This window comes from Colwellia sp. MB3u-55 (assembly GCF_014076785.1).
Lineage (GTDB): Bacteria > Pseudomonadota > Gammaproteobacteria > Enterobacterales > Alteromonadaceae > Colwellia_A.
Genome location: NZ_JACGUS010000116.1, coordinates 1 through 17,633, shown reverse-complemented (window position 1 = coordinate 17,633; position 17,633 = coordinate 1). Strand labels below are relative to the sequence as shown.

General features: G+C 36.7%; 17 protein-coding genes and 1 pseudogene. 9 read left to right on the top strand and 9 right to left on the bottom strand.

The features are described 5' to 3' along the window. Nucleotides 1-130: 130 nt before the first annotated feature. From H4J66_RS20400 to ilvG, 6 genes are all read right to left on the bottom strand, one after another. Nucleotides 131-1,564 carry a DUF418 domain-containing protein gene (locus H4J66_RS20400; protein WP_259368509.1) on the bottom strand — a complete coding sequence of 478 codons (1,434 nt, stop codon included), beginning with the start codon at nt 1,562-1,564 and terminating at the stop codon, nt 131-133. A 137-nt stretch (nt 1,565-1,701) separates the two neighbouring features. Beyond that, nucleotides 1,702-3,273: a threonine ammonia-lyase, biosynthetic gene (ilvA, locus tag H4J66_RS12080; protein WP_182175002.1), complete on the bottom strand. Its 1,572-nt coding sequence runs from the start codon at nt 3,271-3,273 to the stop codon at nt 1,702-1,704. A 35-nt stretch (nt 3,274-3,308) separates the two neighbouring features. Then, a complete protein-coding gene (gene ilvD / locus H4J66_RS12075; RefSeq protein WP_182174999.1) occupies nt 3,309-5,171 on the bottom strand; it encodes a dihydroxy-acid dehydratase in 1,863 nt (620 codons plus the stop codon). A 236-nt stretch (nt 5,172-5,407) separates the two neighbouring features. Further along, nucleotides 5,408-6,334: a branched-chain amino acid transaminase gene (locus H4J66_RS12070; RefSeq protein WP_182174996.1), complete on the bottom strand. Its 927-nt coding sequence runs from the start codon at nt 6,332-6,334 to the stop codon at nt 5,408-5,410. 115 nt (nt 6,335-6,449) lie between these two features. Further along, nucleotides 6,450-6,695, bottom strand: coding sequence for an acetolactate synthase 2 small subunit (gene ilvM / locus H4J66_RS12065; RefSeq protein ID WP_182174993.1), 246 nt, complete (start codon nt 6,693-6,695; stop codon nt 6,450-6,452). Between the two features lies 1 nt (nt 6,696). Continuing rightward, nucleotides 6,697-8,361 (bottom strand): acetolactate synthase 2 catalytic subunit, encoded by a 1,665-nt coding sequence (gene ilvG / locus H4J66_RS12060; protein ID WP_182174991.1) that lies wholly within the window; start codon nt 8,359-8,361, stop codon nt 6,697-6,699. 500 nt (nt 8,362-8,861) lie between these two features. Here ilvG and H4J66_RS12055 point away from each other — a divergent pair. Next, a pseudogene (locus H4J66_RS12055) lies at nt 8,862-8,972 on the top strand (ATP-binding protein); the annotation flags it as partial. A 360-nt stretch (nt 8,973-9,332) separates the two neighbouring features. Then, nucleotides 9,333-9,779 carry a hypothetical protein gene (locus H4J66_RS12050; protein WP_182174988.1) on the top strand — a complete coding sequence of 149 codons (447 nt, stop codon included), beginning with the start codon at nt 9,333-9,335 and terminating at the stop codon, nt 9,777-9,779. Between the two features lie 467 nt (nt 9,780-10,246). On the opposite strand, the gene H4J66_RS12045 is transcribed toward H4J66_RS12050, so the two are convergent. Next, entirely contained in the window at nt 10,247-10,609 is a 363-nt protein-coding gene (locus H4J66_RS12045) for a hypothetical protein (RefSeq protein ID WP_182174985.1), read from the bottom strand. 248 nt (nt 10,610-10,857) lie between these two features. Here H4J66_RS12045 and H4J66_RS12040 point away from each other — a divergent pair, with 248 nt between their 5' ends. The 3 genes from H4J66_RS12040 to H4J66_RS12030 all read left to right on the top strand — a co-directional run bounded on the left by H4J66_RS12040 (nt 10,858) and on the right by H4J66_RS12030 (nt 13,362). Then, the gene (locus H4J66_RS12040; protein ID WP_259369114.1) at nt 10,858-11,433 is read left to right on the top strand and encodes a recombinase family protein; all 576 of its coding nucleotides are present in this window, start codon (nt 10,858-10,860) and stop codon (nt 11,431-11,433) included. 525 nt (nt 11,434-11,958) lie between these two features. Next, a complete protein-coding gene (locus H4J66_RS12035) occupies nt 11,959-12,645 on the top strand; it encodes a PEP-CTERM sorting domain-containing protein (RefSeq protein ID WP_182174982.1) in 687 nt (228 codons plus the stop codon). Nucleotides 12,646-13,215: 570 nt separating this feature from the next. After that, entirely contained in the window at nt 13,216-13,362 is a 147-nt protein-coding gene (locus H4J66_RS12030; RefSeq protein ID WP_182174980.1) for a hypothetical protein, read from the top strand. 12 nt (nt 13,363-13,374) lie between these two features. Here H4J66_RS12030 and H4J66_RS12025 read toward each other — a convergent pair whose 3' ends face one another. Next, complete coding sequence (locus H4J66_RS12025) at nt 13,375-14,064, bottom strand: endonuclease (protein WP_182174978.1); 690 nt, start codon at nt 14,062-14,064, stop codon at nt 13,375-13,377. Then, complete coding sequence (locus H4J66_RS12020) at nt 14,061-15,890, bottom strand: recombinase family protein (RefSeq protein ID WP_182174975.1); 1,830 nt, start codon at nt 15,888-15,890, stop codon at nt 14,061-14,063. The genes H4J66_RS12025 and H4J66_RS12020 overlap by 4 nt, the downstream gene beginning before the upstream one ends. Nucleotides 15,891-15,962: 72 nt before the next feature. Here H4J66_RS12020 and H4J66_RS12015 point away from each other — a divergent pair, with 72 nt between their 5' ends. From H4J66_RS12015 to H4J66_RS12000, 4 genes are all read left to right on the top strand, one after another. Next, complete coding sequence (locus H4J66_RS12015; protein ID WP_409049363.1) at nt 15,963-16,121, top strand: magnesium chelatase domain-containing protein; 159 nt, start codon at nt 15,963-15,965, stop codon at nt 16,119-16,121. Continuing rightward, nucleotides 16,099-16,383: a hypothetical protein gene (locus tag H4J66_RS12010; protein ID WP_182174972.1), complete on the top strand. Its 285-nt coding sequence runs from the start codon at nt 16,099-16,101 to the stop codon at nt 16,381-16,383. Before H4J66_RS12015 ends, H4J66_RS12010 begins: the two co-directional genes overlap by 23 nt. Before the next feature lie 420 nt (nt 16,384-16,803). Further along, complete coding sequence (locus H4J66_RS12005; protein WP_182174969.1) at nt 16,804-17,391, top strand: replication/maintenance protein RepL; 588 nt, start codon at nt 16,804-16,806, stop codon at nt 17,389-17,391. Further along, a complete protein-coding gene (locus tag H4J66_RS12000) occupies nt 17,381-17,530 on the top strand; it encodes a hypothetical protein (protein WP_182174952.1) in 150 nt (49 codons plus the stop codon). Before H4J66_RS12005 ends, H4J66_RS12000 begins: the two co-directional genes overlap by 11 nt. The last annotated feature ends 103 nt before the right edge of the window (nt 17,531-17,633 follow it).

The window sequence follows — 17,633 nt, the reverse complement described above, 5'->3', positions numbered from 1 at the left end:
CGGCTAAACAAAGAGAATTATCGTTCATTAAAGTCAATAATAAAAAAGTTAATCTATCTTCTTTAGGTAACAAGCAGCCAATGGCTGCTTGTTAACTTTTAAAGGTAAACTCACTTCAATTTACCGCAGGTTACAACTTCATTGGCTGCATTTGTTTATAGGTTAGGCTACGCCATAACCATTCCATGGGACCAAAGCGGTAGCGGTTTAACCACCATTTAGATAATATTATTTGAGTCACTATAATGGCTATAACAATAAGCATTTGTGGTGCTCTTGATATCTCACCGTATTGCCCTCCCGCATAACCATAAAAGATACTCGTTAAAATAACTGAATGCATTAGATAATTGGTTAATGCCATTTGCCCCATGGGTGAAAATGCAGCAAAGAATTTTTTCCATATTTGTTTATTCAAGGCACAAACAACAAGACCTAAATATCCTGCTGATAGTAAATATTGGCCGATATAAAAAAGTGTTTGCCCAACACCTTGCAGTACAACTGAAATAGCTGTGGCAGGGTGTTGAATAATTAAGATGCTAGCAACATTTAATGGAATACCAACACATAAACCGACTTTAGCCAAGAGACTAAAAAATTTATGATGCTCTTGGTGTTTGGTTATTTTTTCTGTCACCACTAGCCAAAAACCTAAGATAAATATTGGTATTAAAACGACCAACGACATAATAGGCGTAAACATCAACATAAATCCCAGAAAGCCAAGCCGGTATTCTGTAGCTTGCCAATAACTATTTTGCATAAAGGCACTATCTTCTTCAGCAATATCCGCCTGTAATGCTTTACGTTGTTCAATAGTTTCAGCAATAGTGATTTCTCTCAGTTCTTCATCGGTAAGTATAGCTTCTTCAGCACTAGACTCTTCACTATCAATAGCATCGTTCTTTTCTAATATAACATCAGTATTTATCAGTAATTGCTGTTCAACTGCTGTATATATATCAAGTTCGTTTTGCCATATTTCTTGATACTTAGACTCGTTAAAAACCATGCCCAATATAGAACCCAAAAAACTCACCAGAAAAAGAGGGATCATTAGCCACATTAAGGCTAATTTTAAATAAGCTTTTGGGTCTTCTGTTTTTTTATAGGTAACCCAAGCTAATAGAATTAGACCCGCGATAGCGTACTGGTGTAAAATATCACCGCCCCATAAAAAAATCATATGGGCTATACCGATGAGCAGCAATACCAACATACGACGAACAAACCAAGCACCAAAGGGTCGACCGGCATCTTTGGCACGTAACAACATAACAGCAAAGCCCATTCCAAAGATAAGGGCAAATAATTTATAAAATTTACCTTCAACAAAACAACGAATTAACCAACCAACCGCATGGTCAATACCGGTTAATGTTGTATCGTGGCTACCTAAAGAAATAATTGCACGGTTAAACCATTCAATATTCATCAATAAAATACCAACGAGAGCTAGGCCACGTAAAATATCTAAGGCATCAACACGTTTATGTTTATCTAAGGGTTTTAACTTAGGGGGGGGGATTACTGATTCATCTTCTTGGCTTACTTGCATCATGAAATGTCCATATAGTTTTTATGGATATAGAATAAACTAATTTTTCTGTAATTGAAAAGTATAAAATATAAGAAGCCACTTCAATTAAAGTGGCTTTAGTCTATGATCAGTAAAGGTTATTTAAATAATTTCTCGATTTAATTTAAAAATGCTTGGTAGGCTTTATTTTCGGTTTCTTCTTGCCACTCATAACCTAAATCTTTTAGATGATTGAAAAAGGCAAGCTGATCATCATTTTTCACTTCAAAGCCAGCTAATACTTGACCAAAAGCCGCACCATGATTACGGTAATGAAATAAAGTTATATTCCAATGCTCACCTAAAGTATCTAAGAACTTTTCCAATGCACCTGGATATTCAGGAAACTGAAAACGAAAAATACGCTCTGGCGTCGGTGAAGAATTTTGGCCACCGATCATATAACGGACATGAAGCTTAGCTAATTCGTTATCAGTAAAATCTGTTGCTCGATAATCTTTTTTAGTTAACTGTGACAGTAAGTGATTTCGATCATCCTCACCACTGGTTCTAACACCCACAAAAATATTAGCACTTTTATGGCTGCCATTGGCTTTTTTTGCATAACGGTAATTAAATTCAGTGATCACTCGTCCATCTAAGGCATGACAGAATGTTCTAAAACTACCTTTCTTTTCTGGAATTTTTACTGCAAGCACCGCTTCTTTTTGCTCACCTAATTCACAGCGTTCTGAAATATATCGTAACGTATGAAAATTCATATTAGCACCAGAAAGGATAGCAACTAATGCTTCATCTCCAGCGCTGGTTTTACAATACTTCTGTAAACCCGCCAATGACAATGCACCAGCCGGTTCTGAAATAACACGCGTCTGTTCAAAGATGTCTTTGATAGAAGTACAAATTTCATCGGTTGTTACCGTGATCACGTCATCACAATAATGTTTAATGACATTGAAGGTGTTTTCACCAATCCTTTTTACGGCAACCCCGTCAGCAAACAGTCCCACTTGTTCTAAGTCGACCGGTTTGCCGGCTTCCATCGCGGCTTTCAAGCAAGCAGAGTCTTCTGCTTCAACACCGATGACTTTTATATTGGGTCGTAGTTGCTTTAAATAAACCGACATACCTGCTAGTAAACCGCCGCCACCGACAGGAACAAAAACAACGTCCATTTTTGGGTGCTGCTGTAAAAGTTCTTTGGCAACCGTGCCTTGTCCAGCGATAATATCGATATCATCAAAAGGAGGAACTATTGTTTTATTTTCATCACGGGCAAAATCTAATGAAGCAACTTGTGCTTCATTGAAACTTTTACCGACTAAACGCACTTCTGCGCCAAAACGACGTACATTATCAACTTTTATATCAGGTGTTGTTATTGGCATAACAATCGTGGCTTTAATACCAAGCTTATTTGCTGCAAGTGCCAAGCCCTGAGCATGATTACCGGCAGAAGCGGCAATCACCCCATGAATACACTGCTCTTCAGTTAAATTAACAAGCTTATTATAAGCACCACGTATCTTAAAAGAATGAACCGGTTGTTGGTCTTCACGTTTAAGGAAAATTTGATTACCTAAACGTGATGACAACTTAGTTAATGGTGTTAATTCACTTTCTATAGCAACATCATAAACGGGTGCCAATAAAATTCTTCGTAAATAGTCGAGCCCTTGTTCTTGAGTTTCTTTCGCAAGCACTAAAGCTTGCTGTTCAGCTTCAGTCATTATATTTTTTCCAAAAGGTCATCAAGAAATTCACCTTACGCCTCAACTAAACCGTCAAGTAAATCACGGTTACGTACAGCACCTTTGTCAGCACTTGTTGCTAACATCGCGTAATTTTTCAACGCATAGCTAATTGGGCGTACACGATTAAGCGGTTTCCAAGCATCCTTGCCTTTTGCTTCCATGTTAACGCGACGCTCAGCTAAAACTGCTTCGCTGACGTTTAATGTAATATCGCGATTAGGGATATCGATATGAATAATGTCACCTTGCTCAACTAAGGCAATCATACCGCCACTGCCGGCTTCAGGAGAAACATGGCCAATAGATAAACCAGAAGTGCCACCAGAGAAACGACCATCGGTTAATAAAGCACATTCTTTACCTAACCCCATAGATTTTAAGTACGTAGTTGGGTAAAGCATTTCTTGCATACCGGGGCCTCCTTTAGGGCCTTCGTAACGAATAACAACCACTTCGCCAGCAACAACCTTGCCCGCTAAAATACCTGAAACCGCATCATCTTGGCTTTCAAAAACATGAGCTGGGCCGGTAAAGACTAAATTATCATCTGATACACCCGCCGTTTTAACAACACAACCATCAGGGGCAATATTACCGGCTAATACCGCTAAGCCACCCTCTAATGAATACGCGTGTTCAAGTGAACGTATACAACCGTTTTCACGATCATCATCAACAGTATCCCAACGACAATTTTGACTAAAAGCTTTAGTGGTGCGAATACCTGCAGGGCCTGCTCGGAAAAAGTCGATCACGCTTTGGTCTTTAGTTAACGTTATATCGTATTTTTCTAGCATTTCATCAAGTGTTAAACCCAGTACGTTTTTGATGTCCATGGTTAATAAATTAGCGCGAGCCAATTCACCTAAAATTGCAATAACACCACCAGCGCGATGTACATCTTCCATATGGTATTTAGGTGTAGAAGGAGCAACTTTACATAACTGCGGGACAATTCTTGATAAGCGATCCATATCTTTCATGGTGAAATCAATATCAGCTTCTTGCGCAGCGGCGATTAAATGCAACACGGTATTTGTTGAACCACCCATAGCAATATCTAAACAAGTGGCATTTTCGAACGCCGCTTTGTTAGCAATATTGCGTGGCAACGCCGACTCGTCATTTTCTTGATAGTAGCGCTTAGTTAATTTAACTATTTCTTTACCCGCGTTTAAAAACAGTTGTTCACGGTCAGCATGGGTTGCAAGCATTGAACCGTTACCCGGTTGTGCTAAACCTAACGCTTCTGCTAAACAGTTCATTGAATTAGCGGTAAACATACCCGAACAGGAACCACAAGTAGGACAAGCCGAACGTTCAACTTGGTCACTTTGCGCGTCAGAGATTTTTGGGTCAGCACCTTGGATCATCGCATCAACAAGGTCAAGTTTGATAATTTGGTTAGAAAGCTTAGTTTTACCGGCTTCCATTGGGCCACCGGAAACAAAAATCACTGGAATATTTAAGCGCATAGCCGCCATTAACATGCCCGGCGTGATTTTGTCACAGTTTGAAATACAGACCATAGCATCGGCACAATGCGCATTAACCATATATTCAACCGAGTCGGCAATTAAATCACGTGAAGGTAAGCTGTAAAGCATACCGCTGTGTCCCATGGCAATACCATCATCAACCGCAATAGTATTAAATTCTTTAGCGACACCACCCGCTTTTTCAATAGCGCCAGCAACCAGCTGCCCCATATCTTTTAAATGTACGTGACCGGGTACAAACTGAGTAAAAGAGTTAACAACCGCAATAATTGGTTTGCCAAAATCATTATCCGTCATTCCTGTTGCGCGCCATAAAGCACGAGCCCCAGCCATATTACGGCCTTGAGTAGAAGTTGCAGATCTTAATTTAGGCATGATATTTACATTCCAATTAATAATGTGAATTAATATTGTGAAAAATTTTATTTTGAAAGCCACTGTTCCAAGAAGCTCTTAAAATAAAACCTTATCGGTTTTATTTATAATTTACGGTGATAGCAACTCTTCAACATTTGCCACTTTAACAAAGAGGACGTACCGAGCTTGTCGCAATAAGCGAGTATTGCCGATACCGATAAAGTGATAATGACAACGAGTTGCTTTTATTACCGCTATTTAACGGGGTCTAACCAATTATCTGGAACAGTAGTCGTTCCGTTGAAAATACCAAAAAATGCTTCTTGAATAGCTTTAGTGATCGGTCCACGGGTACCATTACCGACGAGCATTCCGTCCACTGATTTTACCGGTACAACTTCCGTTGCTGTGCCACACATAAAGAACTCATCAACTAAGTACAATGACTCACGAGAAATTGGCTCTTCACGTACTTCATAGCCCAATTTTTCTGCAAGGAAAAAGACAGTATCACGGGTTAAACCTTGTAAAATAGAAGCCGTTCCAGGAGGGGTATAAAGAATACCTTTGCGGATCAAAAATAAGTTTTGACCGGCTCCTTCACTGACCATATTATTGATATCAAGTGCGACACCTTCAGCATAACCATGACGAGCAGCTTCAGCTGAAATCAGTTGTGATGAAAGGTAATTACCGCCGGCTTTTGCTGCTGTTGGCATAGTGTTAGGTGCTAATCGATTCCAACTTGACACTCCAACTTCTACACCATTCTCAATAGCATCAGCACCTAGGTAAGCTTCCCAACTAAATGCAGCAATCATTACATCAGCTTTTGCATCAATAGGTGGACGTAAACCCATACCGATATCACCCAAAAAAGCCAACGGACGTAAGTAAGCAGAAGCTAAACCATTTTCAGCAACGGCATCTTTACAGGCTTGAACAATTTCTTCTTGGGTAAAAGGGATATTCATTCGATAGATTTTTGCTGAATCAAATAAACGTTTAATATGTTCTTCTAAGCGAAAAATACACGTACCTTTATGAGTATCATAAGCACGGATACCTTCGAATACCGAGGAACCATAATGCAAAGCGTGACTCATTACATGCACGGTAGCATTTTTCCAAGGCATGAGTTCACCATTAAACCAAATTAGTTCTGCATTTACTTTAGCCATTTTTCTTCCTAATTTATAATATTTTTAACGAGTTAGCTGTAGTTTACTTACCCAACCAACTCTGAATTTTTATGGGTGCTTGTTGCGCAATTATTATAACTGGTTATGAGCGACATTACTGCGTGGTATTTTTGTCTACCTTGACGTCTTTGATATCAATCAGTTTATTAATTTGATCAACTAAAAGTGAAATAGGTCGTTCACTTCGCACCATTAATTCTATAGTACCGATATTTGTACCGGTATTAACTCGTGCCTTAATACCTTCAATTAGGAAGCCCCGGTAGCGGGCGACTTGTAAAATACGCTCTAACACCACTTGCTTATCATCAGCCTTTATACGTAATTGATAATGATTCATCTTAAGTACTCTCCATCATTTTATCATTGGCTGTATTGGGTGGAACTAGTGGCCAAACATTATCTGCGGCATCTATTTTAACTTGTAAAAGATAAGGCCCGTTATGCGCTAACATCTCTTCAATCGCCTCAGAAACCTCTGCCTTAGAGCTTATCTGTTTAGCTTTAATGTCAAATGCATTTGCAAGCATTACAAAATCAGGGTTATCAGAAAGATCTGTTTCACTTAAACGTCCGTCAAAAAATAAATCTTGCCATTGGCGGACCATACCTAATTTGGCATTATCAATAAGGACAATTTTTACCGGTAACTGAAAACGCTTTATTGTTGAGAGTTCTTGCACATTCATCATGATAGAGCCATCACCTGAAACAGTAATAATACAATCTGTTGGTCGACTAACTTGTGCACCGATCGCTGCCGGTAAGCCAAAGCCCATGGTGCCCATGCCAGCACTGGTTAAAAAGTTACTAGGGTGATCAAATGACATATGCTGTGCCGCCCACATTTGATGTTGACCAACATCAGTGGTAACACAGCTGTTTAGCGGCATTTTATCGCTCAACTCTTTAAGTACCGCTGGTGCAAAAATAGTGCTGCCAGGATGATTATAATCCCAAGCAAAATCAGCTTTCATTTGCTGACATTTTTGTTGCCAACTTTTGATTTCTAAAGGAATCGATAAGGCAGGTAGATTAGTTTTCAAATCACCTAAGATCGCTGAATCAGCGGCTCGGCGTTTATTAATTTCGGCTGTATCTATATCAAAATGAATAACTTTCGCATGAGGCGCAAACTCAGTTAATTTCCCAGTAACTCGGTCATCAAAACGTGCACCAACAACCACCAACAAATCACTTTCTTGTACCGCTAAGTTTGCCGCTTTAGTGCCGTGCATGCCTAACATGCCAAGATAATTTTCATTATCAGGCGAAATAGAACCTAAACCTTTTAGTGTTGAAACACTCGGTATATGGGTAATATCAATAAAATCGCGTAATTCATCGACCGCATTCGCCATACCTACACCGCCACCCACATACAAAACAGGCTGTTTTGCATGACAAAGCATAGCGATTGCAGAACCAACATTAGCCGGTGGTAAATTAACTTTATTTTTCAAGGTTGAAACCACACTGCCTTGGCTAACCACATGCGCAATTTGAATGTCTTTTGGGATATCGACAAGAACAGGACCTTGTCTCCCTTCCAATGCTATAGCAAAGGCTTGATGTAAAACTTTTTCCAGATCGTTAATATCTGTTACCTGAAAAGAATGCTTAGTACAGGCGAGTGATAAACCAAAAATATCGATTTCCTGAAAAGCATCAGAGCCCATCACCGAGGTAGCAACTTGTCCAGTGATGGCAACAATAGGAATTGAATCGGCAAGGGCGTCAGCAAGACCAGTAATTAAATTAGTTGCCCCCGGTCCAGAAGTCGCAAAACAAACCCCTACTTTACCGGCTGCTCTTGCATAGCCTACTGCTGAAAATGCCGCACCTTGCTCATGACGACACAAGAAGTGTTGGATGTCACTGTCGGTAAGTGCATCATAAATTGGCATTATAGCGCCACCAGGATAACCAAAAACATGCTCAACACCGTGCTGCTGAAGTACGTCAAAAAGTAATGAACCGCCTGTTTGTTTATTTTCACTTGTCATCTTTTTTTTAACCCACCCAACTGAATACATTTTGCATAACCGTTAGTTTGAGCTTTCTCCTTTGCGCTGAGTTGGTATGATTTATTGATATAAAATATTGATATTAAAACTAACTATCATTACTTTCATCTTTATCTATAAAAAAACCCCCGTTCCTTTCGGAGCGAGGGTTTGTTTTTTGCTTTAGTTTTTCTTAGCTCAACAAACAACCTCGCGATGATTTAATAATCACCACGACGAGAATGTTAATAATCACTGAACTAAATTTTTGCATGTTTATTCAATTACCTTGATTCTTTATAAAAACAAAATGAAAAACTTTTAAATTTGTTGGCTATTGCACTTCCTATTTAAATTAGTACCATAGCTCTAATATTAAGTGCAAGTTTTTTTACTATCGTTTTTTAATTGAAATAAATAATTTAGTTATATGATGCGTTAGCACTTTAGATAAATCCTGACTAAACTTAACTTACAGGATGCTAATTAAATGGATTTTTATGAGCTTAGCTTGTATTTATAGCAGAGCCCGGGTTGGGCTTGAATCTCCCCTTGTCACTGTCGAAGTGCATTTAGCCAATGGACTACCGGTATTTAATATTGCTGGACTTTTACCTTAGATTGTATGGCAAGCTAAACGTTCATATACCTTGACCACTTATTGGAAAGTAAATAAGGGGTAGTATTTCTAAAAGTACCCACGAGCTACCCACATCCATAAAGTATAATGTTGCAAAGAATATAAGTCTGGTCATTGAGCATAGTTTGTTCGCCAGCTAGCCAGATAAAACGGCATAGACAAATCACCTGTGTTTGGTGTGGATTCAAAAAACACTTCAAATTGAATTTTAAAGACCATCATAGAGACGGTAGCGTAGCGATAGTTGAATATGATGGTTCAAATATAAATCCACAAAGGATATAGTGACCCCTATTATGTATAGTTAATAATGTCGTATACAGGTGGAAATTTGATAGTTGATAATAGTCATGAATGGATTGTTCATAAGACAACAGGAAAAGGGCTTAATAAGTTTAACAAGGATAAACAAATCTCACTGAAATCCATTGAGCCGATATTGACAATATTAGAGCTACTGCCTAAAGCACAAGAATATGTCACGGCATTTAAAAAGGCATACCCAAAAACACATAATACAACATTGGAAGCTATATTGCCCCTATACATGAAGCTACTACAACTTGACTCAGCTGAAGTTCTCAGCATAGATTCAAGTATCATTGGCTCTTCAGGTGTACTAGTAACTAAACAAGGCTTAAAGAAGATCATAACTAAAATGGAAGACATAAAACATATTGAAGTTTTCAGTGGTTACGCATTCAAAGAAAAGGATACGAAGTATAACAAATCAATGCCAACAGCAATTAGATTGATAGAAAAAATTTATAAGGGGTAATTGATACAGTATTAACTCTTACAATCAAAAGTAGGGGGTTATTTACCAATACGGAATTAAAACCAATTTAAAATGAATAAATATAAAACTGTATAGTTTGATTATAGTTGTGCTGTGCTGGCATGTGTCGCTTACACTGCCTGTGTCGCCCTGTGTGACTAACTCGTACTTATTGCCAACACGTGGTGAACATCAGTTTTCATGGCTTAAATACTCACTATGAAGCCTTGTAGTTGGCATCCTATTGATTTTATTCATTAGAGTCATAGTATAAAGCTATAATTTTTCATTATATAGGTTCTTAATAATTGCCAACCTTTGTCCTTGCCAATCATACTCTTATCAATTAACTCAACCCAAATAATTTTGTATAAACGAGCAAAGTAGCTTTAGCCGTTGTAACTCATATTTGATCCAATGCTTTTAAAAATAATTAATCACGGAATAGTTTATCAATTTACCTCCCTTTACATCTCGCTTCGGGGTAGTTTATCAACTTTACCTCCCTTTAATTCTTGCCACGGGATAAGATTCCAAACGTGATTGGACGGGTAAATGTATCCTTGGTAAAAGCCATCAACATTTTTACAGTTCGATTTTCTAATTGGCCCCGCATCTTGCATATCATCAAAAGCATATTCGTATTTCTTTTTAAATTGATATCCAAGGCGCCCACACTTGATATTACCGTAATCAATATTGTATGTTCCATCGTAGTTATTTTTCGAATAAGTCGGTTTGTTTTTAAAAGAATTATATTTATCCGTTAGAACAGTCCAACCTATCATTACTATCATAGTTACCAATAATATTTTCAATATGTTTATCATATGCTACTTCCTTGTAAAATCAGTATCTTACTTAACGACTTAGTAAAATGACTATATCATACATTCTTATTGACTAGGCCACTATTCCTTATCTATCCAAATATAAAAGTAGCCTTTTAAGGCTTGTACACGAAGTTTGAATACCTATCGTTTACCCACGGTGAATTGATAAAGACATCAAGCACTATCATAAGTTACTTTACAAACTCAAAAGATAGGATTATCATTAGGCTCAATTAAGATAGGCAATGAAAGATATTTATATGACTGATTACATCTACTCAAGAGTAAGTACTAAAGAACAAAATTTAGAACACCAAACTGCTGACCTTCTTAGTGCTTACCCAAACGCTGAAGTTGTTGAAGAGAAAGCCAGTGGCAAGAATGTTACTGATCGACCTAAGTTTAAAGAATTGATTGAGACTGTAACTGCTGGCGATAAAATCATTGTTCGTGAGTTAAGTCGCCTAGGTAGGAACACACAAGCAATTCTTGAGCTATTCGATGAACTTGAAAGCAAAGGTGTAGCTGTACTAATTAAGAACCTACAGATCGACTCTACGAGCGCTACTGGCAAGATGGTACTAACCATTATGGCAAGCGTTGCTACAATGGAAAGGGATATTATGTTAGAGCGTCAAGCTGCTGGAATCACCTTAGCTAAAGAACAAGGTAAGTTTAAAGGTCGTAAGGTTGATCCTAAGACGGTTTTAAAATGTAAAGAGGCTGAGGGTTACATAGCAAAAGGAATGAGTAAGGAGAAAGCAGCTAAGGCTTCTAGTGTCGGTATTGCTACCTTGTACAGATACTTAAACAAGAAGTAAAATTCAATTATTCATACAGGGGGTAGCACCTATTAAAGTGACCCACCCACGAGTCTCACCGACAATTGCAAATTTTGAAAAATAAATATCTGCCTTTGGTAAATCATGAATGATGTCGATTATGAACGTTTAATTTGAGCTTCTAAATTCATATCAATGCTAACGACTTCTGTGTGCGCATTCCTGACGTTAGCTACTGGTTGTTCTTTAGGTCAAGTGCTAGCCAAGAGCCGTCATAGCCGAACCAATAAACGAACGACTCTAGTTAGCAGTAAGCGGATCGTCAGGTTTATTTACATCTTTTCAAATTAAATAAACATGAAATTATTTAGGTAATTGTATTATAAGAACAATTAAGTTCCGGCATGGATCGTGCTTTCTATGTCGTTAATAGACAGTAGTCTCTTCCCATTTTCTAATCCTAAGCACTTGCCGTGTAAAGTTTTTCCTAATTTGAAGTCCTTACCTCTGGAATAAGTTGTCCTGCTATGGGGCATCGCAATTTATGTAATATGGAAAGATCAAATGAAATTTAGAATATTAAAAACCACTATAGTTAGTACATTCCTGTTAGTTAGTGGTTTAGCAGAAGCAGGGCTTATTTCACATAACAATTATTCACTCAATACCGATACCAATATTATAACAAATAATGGGACAGAGTGGCTCCAATGGGATGTAACGATTGGTGAGTCTATTAGTAGCGCACTAGGTACGTATGCGAGTGAAGGATGGATGCTAGCTAGCAATTCCCAGATGGCAGGTTTATTTTCGGATTTCGGATGGGGCAGTTCGGTACAGGAGGATGGACATATATACACTAGAGGGACATTTAGTGCACGCACGGACGATTCTTCTATGGACAAATTTATCGAGTTATTTGGCACCACCACGAATAGCCGATGCCGCGAACGTAGCGGTGCCGGTGGTTTTACTTGTAGTAGAATAAGTTCTTTTTACGGAAGCGATTTAGATGACGACGGGTATTATAAAGCAGTGTATATAAGTAGTGATTATGTATATTGTCGGGATGGTTGTCGGAACAACGAGGATGAGGCACAGATTGCCAGCGATTATTATGCTAATGTAAGCTATGTAAGTAGTGAAGCAGGTATCGCTTTGGTCCGGGTGGTAGAAGTTCCTGCGCCGTCAACAGTTTTAATTTTCGCATTAGGCTTGATGGGGTTAGCAGCACGTCGATTTAAGAAATAAGCTTAAAAAGTTCGTTTCATATTCTACATATAATTTCGACGACGGTATGCCTACATAAACCCATGTAAGCCAATGTTGTCGATAATCATCAAGAAGCATCTTCCAGTTTGGTTGATGCTTTTTTGATCGCCATGATAGTGGGAATGCCACAAACGCAGTAGCAGTTTTTATGCGGCTCATAAAGCTGCGTTAATCGACGTATGTGATTTTGTAATGTCTTCTTAAGCTCACAAAGCGACAAACAAAATACTCCAATGCTTTACTGTTGCTAACTTCCGCAAAGTGGCAAAAGTGATCACTCGTAATATGTAATACATCCCTGAAGTAGCATTGGAACAAATAAACATTCAATTATTAATACTGGGGTATAGGGGTATTCCGACCCCCACTAGCATCCTTCACTGACAAATATAAATTTCAAATTTTAGGTGCTCAAAATATATACAGAGAAGGTGGTATGCTGGAATTATAAAAAAATCTGAAAAATTAGAATAATAAATATCCGACTTTGACAATTTCAAATCCATCAACAATACTTTTCATATCAATAAACAATGGAATGTTTTGGCTATGAGTAATGTTGATACAGAACGTTTGGAGTTTCTTTCTGACAAGAACATCAATGACACAATAACCCCTGATGAATTAGAAGAATTAAGTGCTTTGCTGAATGACTGGAATTTATCTGTAGAAACTAAACAGTTAAAATACCTTTGAAATATGAGGATACTATTGTTTAAGACCAAATTTTTGTACTTCAATAATCTTATTATTATGGTCACGCTCTTCTTCAGAAATAGGATCAAATTTTGCCCACTTTTCAAATAGTAACTGCTGGCGTTTAGAATATACAACTCCATAAGTTTTACTCATATAAAATGCAACTCTAGCTATATCTCCTTTTTTATTGCTAGGTGGCACAAAGCTTTTAGAACCACTTTCAGCAGAACACTTACCATACGAATTCTTTAGTGATTTCAAGGTGTCTACAAAGGGCTTATTTGAACGTTCTGCATTTATCTGCCCAACGGTAGGGAAAAGATTTACAAGATCATTATGAGCCTTTTTGAAGCCTTTATCATGCTTCTGGCAATACTTTCTAGCGGATGATTTATGTTGCTTAGAATCAATTACACATTGTCTTACTTTATTATTAACTTTGAGCAACCAAGATGAAGGGATTATATGTTCTACTTCTGTCCTATTGGCACGTTTACGGTGCTTTTTAGGAAAGTATCCATCTAAACCACAACTACTTAAATCTACCTTTTTCTTGCTCCATGTACAGCCACAGTAAAGAGTTGTGCCGCTATTATCAAAGACCTTCGAATACATGAGCTTTTTAGCTTTACTAAAGTTAGGTGTAGCGTTAACTGATAGTGATATAAAGACTAAAAATATTGTGAGTATTATTTTCACTTTGATTTATCTTTTTGGAGAAGCGCTGAACTACTGTAACCAATTCCATCAATATAAGTAAAACCTTCTATACGTCTAGGTGAAATGATTTCTTTCGTAAATGCCGATCTATAGGTTTTTAGCTTGCCTGCCTCATTTACTAAATAGTCACCATGAAATGATTGCTTTCCTTCGTTATCAACATTAATAAATATACGACCTTCACCAGAAGCAAGACAAGGGTTATATAAACCACCACTGGAATAAGGATTAGTTTCGAATATTGTTGTAGATGTACTTCCTTTTAATGACTTACCTTTTTTCTTTATCCGTAGCAATTCAATACTTTCGTCATTAAAAGTATAGCTACCCTGTAGTGTAAAAATTCCATTAGCATGCAGGGTAATTTGATAAGATTGCACTTTCAAAAATAGATTACAGGTAAATCCTGATATCTTTGTATTCAAGAGGTCATTTATATCAAAATCCTGTTCAAGAAACTGCTCCTGTACCGTTTCTTTCTGCTGCGCTTCTATATCCCTTATTTCAGAATTTAACTTTGATATTCTTTCAAGCTCTTCATCTTCATCTTCTTCCATAACCAGACCAGAGGTAAAGGCTTTAAGGGAACGTCTATATTCTTGTTTTTTCTCACTAAGAACATTATCTAAAGGAACTAGCTTAATTTCATCATCAACCTTTGATTCATTGCTTAAATATGCTGTTTTCTTTACTAGTTGGTCTAACTCTATTGCGTGAATAAATGGTCTGATATGCGTATCAATAAGTTGCGTATTCAGGCTAGAAGAGGCACTACAGAGTCCACGCACACGTTTTTTACACGTAAACATGAATACACCACTTCCTTTATTTTGATGCGTACAAAGCTCGCCACAAGTACAGTAAACAAGGTCATGAAACATATGTAATGGTGGTTTAACTTTATCATTGCTCCTACTAGCTATAGAAACCTTTCCTGAGTTAACTTCTTTAGCAGTTTGATAGGTTGATATACTGATAACTTTTGGATAGTAATTAGGGAGTTGTTCGTCTTTACTAGTAACTTCTCCAATAGCTCGCCTATCAAAAAGGCATCTATTAACGGCAGAACTGTACCAACCTTTATTTAATTTCTGCTTCGCTGAACTGCCCATAGAGTTACTTTTAGCAGTGGAATGACCTTCAGGGTAGTGTTGGTTGAGATACGTAGTTATCTTGTTTATCCCATCACCTTTGATATATAGATCAAATATTAGCTGAACGATCTTAACTTTATCTTCAAGCGCTACCCAATCATTTGAAACATCATCCCACTTAATCCACCAAGGGCAATGAACGCTTATCTTTTTTAACTTACCAGCTATTACATTGTTCCGTGTTTCTGCTCTCGCTTTTAACAACCTATTTGAAAGCTGTTTACTGTAAGCATGGGCTGCTTGGGTCTTACCTGCCAATATAAAAATAGCACTATTAGCTATGCTCTTCTTGTTATATTCAACACCATCTTCAAGGGTAATGATCGTTATGCCATCTTTAACAATACTCAATAAAATAGTTAGCATGTCTTCTATAGGTAGCCTACCTGCGCGGTCGATACTCTCAAGAAGGATAATGTCCCCAGCGCTAATAAAACCACTTTTAATAGCTGCAAGTAATTTACCTAAACCATGGTCAAGATGCTTTCCTGTATAGCCTGAGATGCCTAGATCCTTGTAGCTAGTTGAAGATAGTGGTATCTCAGGATTGTTATTGACCCAGTCAGCAATTAGCTTCTCTTGACGCCTTAAAGAGTCGCCTTTGACTTGTTTATCACTAGAGAACCTAATGTATGAATATGCTGTAGCCATAAAGTTGCTTTCTTTAGATTATTGTTATTTCATTAAGTAGCATAACATAATCTTAACGGGAATAATCCAGCATTGAATATTGTTGGTTTACCAGAAACCTCGGTACGTGAATCAAAAGATCGGGTGCGCAGCGCTATCATCAATTGTGGTTATCAATTCCCAGCAAAGCGAATTACTGTGAATCAAACGATTTCAGGGAAAAGTAATCATGGAAGATTATACGATCAATAACCTAATTATTAATGAAGATATAACCGTAACAACTATTCACTTATTAGTTGAAAATAATCAATATATTATTGCTATAAATTGGTATGAAAGAGACGAACCACATTTTAAAATGTTCAAAAATTTGAAATACTCACAAGTCATAAATTTCAGTAATAATTTACAAAACGGTTGGAATAAAAAAATTATAGATTGGTTAAGCAGTAAAAAAGCACCATTAAAAATTCAAACAGTAGAGCGAAGCGATAACATAAAAAATCTTTGATTTTTGAAATAAAGAGATCTTAAAAATATAAGTATTCTATAAATTTTGAGATCTTAAAAATCTTTGAATACTTCCTTTCATATTTTTCAATAATTTATCCGCTTAAAAAACTAAAGGGAAAACAATTTAAGTAAATCTTAATAATTCCTTAAAATTCCAATGATTTTCGATTTAGTTGATAAAAGAAAATATAACTGTGTCAGTGATAACTTATCACCTGCTGAGTTATAAATTATCACTGAAAGCGTGATAAAGAATAATATTAAATAGTTAATCATTAAAATACATTAACTATTATCACTGTATCAGTTAAAGGTAAGCTCATGTTTTTAAGATAAAAATAATTATTTTTAGTGAGCTATTGACATTAATTAAAATGACTATACTTTGAAATTAACAACAAACTTCAAAGGTAACTATATGACAACAAGAAAAGAATACAATGGTGATCAACATTTAAGAAAACAAAAACTAACAAGCAGAACAACAAAAGAATCAATAGATAAAAATGGAGAATCAAACGTCACAGAAGACGTAAAGGTCTTCTCAGGTCGTCAAATTGAACCACCTTTCGTAAAACTATACATATCAGACATTGAACTACTTTATCGCCTCAAAAAGAACTCAGGAGACCTTCTCTTTGAGCTTTTAAACTATATGAACTACGAAGGTGAAATAACAGTTAATAAATTAATGAAAGAACGAATATGTGCAAAGTTAGAAATTAAAAATATTGGTTCAATTGGTAATTACTTAACACAATTAGTAAAAAAAGATATTTTCCAAAGAATTGGACAAGGTGTCTATTTAGCAAACCCTTACCTTTTCGCAAAAGGTGATTGGTCAAAAAACATCAAAGGGTTACGTGTTTCTTATAAAGAAAATGGTAGAGATATTAAAGCAGAAACAAAAAACAACAAAGAAGATAATCAAGTTGTGAGTGATACTAATGACAATGAAAATTTCCCTTTTACAATCAAAAAAAAGGCGGTAAAAAATGACGGATAGAATAGAGATTTTAGAAAGTATTTTGAGCCAACAAGATCAAGCCAAATATGAAGAAAATACAGTTTATTTCAAAATGGTTGAAAAGTGGGAAATAGAGTTAAAGAAATTAAAAATGATACAAAAAGTTAAGGGGTTTTAAAATGTCAGATTATGAAAACATAAAGGACGTAAAAAAGGAGGTGAAAAAACAAGAATGTAAAAAATTAGAAAGGTCATTAAATCATTTTTTCAAAGCACAAAAT